This is a genomic window from Dyadobacter sp. BHUBP1, assembly GCF_050587785.1.
Lineage (GTDB): Bacteria > Bacteroidota > Bacteroidia > Cytophagales > Spirosomataceae > Dyadobacter.
This window is the reverse complement of the sequence record NZ_JBOBIH010000022.1, coordinates 1-4,743: the sequence shown is the minus strand read 5'-3', so window position 1 is coordinate 4,743 and position 4,743 is coordinate 1. Positions and strand designations below refer to the sequence as shown.

Genomic DNA, 4,743 nt, shown 5'->3' with positions numbered 1-4,743 from the left:
CTTATACCACCCACTCTGTCCCTGAAAGTTGAAGAGTCTGCGTCCGTCAGGAAGTACCAAATCTTGCAACTGGTGGATGAGGTAAATGAAGGCAGGGAGGTGTTTGGCACGAATATCGATCTTGGTACTCGGCTCAAATTGTCGAAGAGCTTGGAGTTGACTTTCAAGCTCTCTGATTTGCTCTTTAAGGCTGACGATTTCTTTGTTGTTTTCTGCAATAACCACTTCCAAGGCTTGTGATGAGTTCCACTTGTCGAGTGAGTCGAGAAACCGTTGGAATGCTTTCAGGTGTTCAATTTGCTCTTTCGCACGCAGCGCTTTTCGGGAGAATGGGTTTGTAAGCTTTAGTTGCAGAACCCGGGTTGAAACGATATCAGAAACGTAGTGGTGGAAATCTTGCTCACCACTTGGAAAGTTCTCTAAATAATAGCCAAGGTGGTAATTGTAAAATGCATGGAACTCGTTTTCAACCAGTCTATAAAGTTTTAGAAGGAAATGATTGTCGTGAAAAGAGCTTTGAATGACTAGTGTTCCGATCTCGAATTTGTGTGGTTTTAAATTCCAAGGATCACGGATTTTAAAATAAGAGCGTAGCATGGTCTTTTAACCATAAGTTACATATCGCTATGGGAAAATGCAAGCGGGGGTTCGCCGCAAAGGCTATCGGTCTGGATGCACGGTGCCCTAAAAACAGGCGTGTATTCCGCTGTCGCGTTAATTACTGGAAGCGGCTCACGGAGTAGAGACGAAAAAGTGGGTAGTGGTCACAAGGCTTTTCTTGTCTTTGCCGATCATCTCACAAGGCACGGAATAGTAGTTTTTAGGTTTGACGATAGAGTTGTTGGGAGAGACAGGTGATTTCACAAAGGCTTCGTTAATGGATTTTGGTGGTGTGGAAATGCAGTTGAATGCCTGAAAACGAACGTTGAACTTCATACAGAATTTACCTCATGCATCGACTGGACGGTTTAGATGTAGCGAAAAGGCTTGCCAAGCGCAAGTGTTAGAGGATCGACCAAGCAAAAAATTGAAGACGACACACATTTTGTTCATGGGTAAACGTTGGTATGCATCAAAACAAATTTTTCGCTTTCTGTTTTCTAAATCGCATTTTTAGTCTTTATTACACTTAGATTTAATAAGATGTGGTCAGTTTAGGCTTTGTCACAAATATTGACAAAATTTGTGACATAACTTAGAATTGTATATGTCACAAATGTTTTCTAAATTTGTGACATAAAATTAAGGTGTAAAGCTATGCTAAGTACTGAAAAACAGATAGAAAGATCAATCAAGGCCAGGCCAAAGGGGGCGCTAGTTTTTCCTGATGATTTCTTGCCTTATGGCTCACCTGAAGCGGTTAGGAAGGCCCTTGATCGCCTAGAAGATAGACATGTACTCGTTCGTGTGGCGCATGGGATCTATGTGAGGCCTAGAGAAAGTGAACTTATTGGCACTGTGCTTCCGACTGCTGAGGAGGTCGCGGAGGCAATTGCAAAAAGGGATAAGGTAAGAACTGTCCCAAGTGGAAGCTATGCACTAAACGCGCTTGGATTAAGTACGCAGATACCAATGAAGATTGTGCTATTGACTGATGGATCGCCGCGTGAGATCAAGGTTGGCCGAAGGAGCATTAAGTTTAAGAAGGTTGCACCCAAAACGTTACTCGCAAAGGGTAAGGTAAGCAGGCTTGCCATACAAGCTTTAAAAGAGTTAGGAAATGGCCATGTAAGTGACTATGAAGAGAAGAAAATTGTGGAGCATTTACGTATGGAAGATGTTGCAATATTAAAACATGATATTGCCCTAGCCCCAGTATGGATACAAAAAATAATGAATAAGGCTCTGACAGATGTCGCGTAGTGAATTTTACGGCCTGAAGGCCAACGACAAAAAGGTTATTTTTGAAGCTATCAGCAGTGAGACCGGAATGCCAGCATTTGCGGTTGAAAAGGACTGGTGGGTAACGGAGACGCTCGCCATAATTTTTGAAATGGAGGTGGCCAGTCAACTTGTTTTTAAAGGTGGTACATCTCTTAGCAAAGCCTGGAGGCTTATTTATCGGTTTTCTGAGGATATTGACCTTGCGATAGACAGAAAGTTTTTCGGGTTTGAAGGAGAATTGTCTAAAAAACAAATGACAGCGCTCAGGAAAAAAGCAGGCGAGTACACTATTGGTCCTTTTTTTGAGGAGCTTCAAAGAAAGTTTGCAGAACGCGGGTTCGAGGTCAAGTTTAATGTGGTTGAATATAAGGATAGTGATCAAGATCCAAGGATCATCGAAATCTACTACCCAAATGTAGTTGAGGCTCCCGGATATGTGGAGCCCCGTGTACAGGTTGAAATAGGATGCCGATCTCTCCGAGAGCCATTTAAAGATTGCACATTCGGCTCACTTGTTGATGAGCAATATGGAGGCAGAGAATTTGCATCGCCCCTGATCACTGTACCAACCGTCTATGCGGAGCGAACATTCTTAGAAAAGCTATTTTTGCTTCATGAAGAGTTTAATCGACCTGAGGAAAAAATAAGAGTAGATAGGTTGAGCCGCCATTTGTATGACGTGCATTATTTAAGCAAGTCAGAGGCCGCAATCGCACTAACCGATCAAGACCTGTATGAGACAATAGTATCTCACCGCTATGTCTTTTCTAAAATGGGAGGGGTGGACTACAACCTGCACAATCCCAAGACATTGAACCCCCATCCGCCGGATTCAGTAGTGCACGCATGGGCTGCGGATTACAGTAGAATGAGGGAAGAGATGATCTATGAAGAAAATCCACCGACTTTCGACGAGCTATTGGCATCCATCGATAAAATGAAGGCACGTCTGGCGGAGGTTCCATGGGAATACAGGCTTGCGTTTGCTGAGAAGAAATGACGCTTGTGTATTTAGGAACAGACCTCTAAAAGGGTAGGCCTTACTACTCGATAGGTAATTCTCGGATGATGTTCTCAGCTTGCCAAAAACATATAACACGACACAAAATTTATAGAAGTAAGATGTAGTTTCCATTTGAAGTTACCACAGACAATTGTGCTGATATCGCTCAGCGACCTTATCTACTCCAAGCAAATATCCCAAGTTTGATTTGGTGTCTTTGCTTTTTAAGTTACCTATGTAATAATATTTAAAACAACAATTTTATTAATTGGAACAGTCCGAAATGCCCTATTTATCAGAGGAAAACCGTCTTGACATGGCCAGTACCGATCAGGTGAGCAAGAACATGGAAGCGCTAGCTGTTCTCTTTCCTAACTGTATCACTGAGACGGAAAACGGCAAGGCTGTCGATTTTGACCTACTGAAACAGGAACTTAATTACCAGGTGATCGAAGGAGTCAAAGAGCGCTACCGGCTGGAATGGCCGGGTAAGCGGGAGGCCGTTGTTACAGCGAACCTGCCGACTACGAAGACCTTGCGTCCGGTCCGTGAAGACTCCGTTAACTTTGATGAAACAGAAAACCTATATATCGAAGGCGATAACCTGGAAGTGCTGAAGCTTTTGCAGGAAAGTTACTTCGGGAAGATCAAGATGATCTATATCGACCCACCCTACAATACAGGAAATGATTTTGTCTACAAGGACAACTTTGCCCAGGCTACTGATGAATTCAAAGAGGAAAGCGGCTTGGTAGATGAACAAAACCAGCGGCTGGTGGCCAATCCTGAAACATCTGGACGCTACCACTCTGATTGGTTGAGCATGATGTATCCTCGCTTGAAATTGGCTCGAAACCTATTAACGGAAGATGGGGTGATCTTTATATCTATCGATGATAATGAAGTACATAATCTCAGAAAGGTATGTGATGAGATTTTCGGAGAAGGGAATTTCATTGAATCAATAATCTGGAAGAAGAGGTATGGTGGGGGAGCAAAAGAAAAGCACCTAGTCTCACTTCATGAGTACATACTGGTTTATTCAGCTTCGAAAGACCTTTTGTCCAATCTTTTTATCCCATTAAGTGACGAACAGATTTCGCGATATTATGTCAACAGGGACGAGAATTTTGATAGGCGTGGAGGATATAGAACTCATCCATTAGAGGGAATGAAAAGTTTTGACACAAGAGAAAATTTAAAATTTCCGGTTACCGCTCCCGATGGGACACAGGTCTGGCCAAAAAGACAGTGGCGCTGGGGAAAAGAAACATTTGAAGAAGCTTTGTCAAAAAATGAAGTCGAATTCAGCAAAGCAAAGGATGGGACATGGGTTCTGTCCTCAAAACAGTATTTAAAGGACGAGAATGGCGAAGTAAGAAAGACAAAGCCATTTTCTTTGATTGATGACGTTTTTACGCAGCATGGAACGAACGAGGTTGTAGATATTTTTGGGGATGCGAAAATTTTCGACTTTCCTAAGCCATCGGAGTTAATTCTGAAGCTATTGGAGGTAGGATTTAATGATAAAAAGAATGGTACTTTGCTCGATTTTTTTTCGGGTTCTGCCACAACCGCTCATGCGTTGCTGAGGCTAAATAATCAGGATCGTGGCAACCGCAAATTCATCATGGTTCAGCTCCCCGAAGCAACGGATGAAAAAGGCGAGGCATACAAAGCAGGATATAAAAATATCTGCGAGATAGGCAAAGAGCGTATTCGGCGGGCAGGAAACAAACTACAAGAAGAATTAGCTCAAAAAAAATCTACGGAATTGGATTTTAGTGGTCAGGAGCCTAAGCAGTTCGATACCGGCTTTCGTGTCTATCGCCTAGACTCCAGTAATATGCAGGATG

General features: G+C 42.8%; 5 protein-coding genes. 3 read left to right on the top strand and 2 right to left on the bottom strand.

Features of this window, described 5'->3' with window-relative positions; all coding sequences use genetic code 11:
* Nucleotides 1-597 (bottom strand): hypothetical protein (locus tag ACQ4MZ_RS31365; protein WP_430852004.1); only part of this gene is annotated, 597 nt, incomplete at its 3' end.
* Nucleotides 598-732: 135 nt separating this feature from the next.
* On the bottom strand, nt 733-936 hold the full coding sequence (locus ACQ4MZ_RS31360) for a hypothetical protein (RefSeq protein ID WP_430852003.1): 204 nt from the start codon (nt 934-936) through the stop codon (nt 733-735).
* Nucleotides 937-1,257: 321 nt separating this feature from the next.
* Between ACQ4MZ_RS31360 and ACQ4MZ_RS31355 the strand changes: the two genes are divergently transcribed.
* From ACQ4MZ_RS31355 to ACQ4MZ_RS31345, 3 genes are all read left to right on the top strand, one after another.
* Nucleotides 1,258-1,863, top strand: coding sequence for a DUF6088 family protein (locus ACQ4MZ_RS31355; RefSeq protein WP_430852002.1), 606 nt, complete (start codon nt 1,258-1,260; stop codon nt 1,861-1,863).
* Entirely contained in the window at nt 1,853-2,884 is a 1,032-nt protein-coding gene (locus ACQ4MZ_RS31350) for a nucleotidyl transferase AbiEii/AbiGii toxin family protein (RefSeq protein WP_430852001.1), read from the top strand. The genes ACQ4MZ_RS31355 and ACQ4MZ_RS31350 overlap by 11 nt, the downstream gene beginning before the upstream one ends.
* A 271-nt stretch (nt 2,885-3,155) precedes the next feature.
* A partial coding sequence (locus ACQ4MZ_RS31345) for a site-specific DNA-methyltransferase (protein ID WP_430852000.1) occupies nt 3,156-4,743 on the top strand: 1,588 nt, incomplete at its 3' end.

Excerpts from the sequence above, each read along its gene's own strand:
- ACQ4MZ_RS31360 (WP_430852003.1), bottom strand. The coding sequence starts at position 936 with ATGAAGTTCAACGTTCGTTTTCAGGCATTCAACTGCATTTCCACACCA.
- ACQ4MZ_RS31355 (WP_430852002.1), top strand. The coding sequence starts at position 1,258 with ATGCTAAGTACTGAAAAACAGATAGAAAGATCAATCAAGGCCAGGCCA.
- ACQ4MZ_RS31350 (WP_430852001.1), top strand. The coding sequence starts at position 1,853 with ATGTCGCGTAGTGAATTTTACGGCCTGAAGGCCAACGACAAAAAGGTT.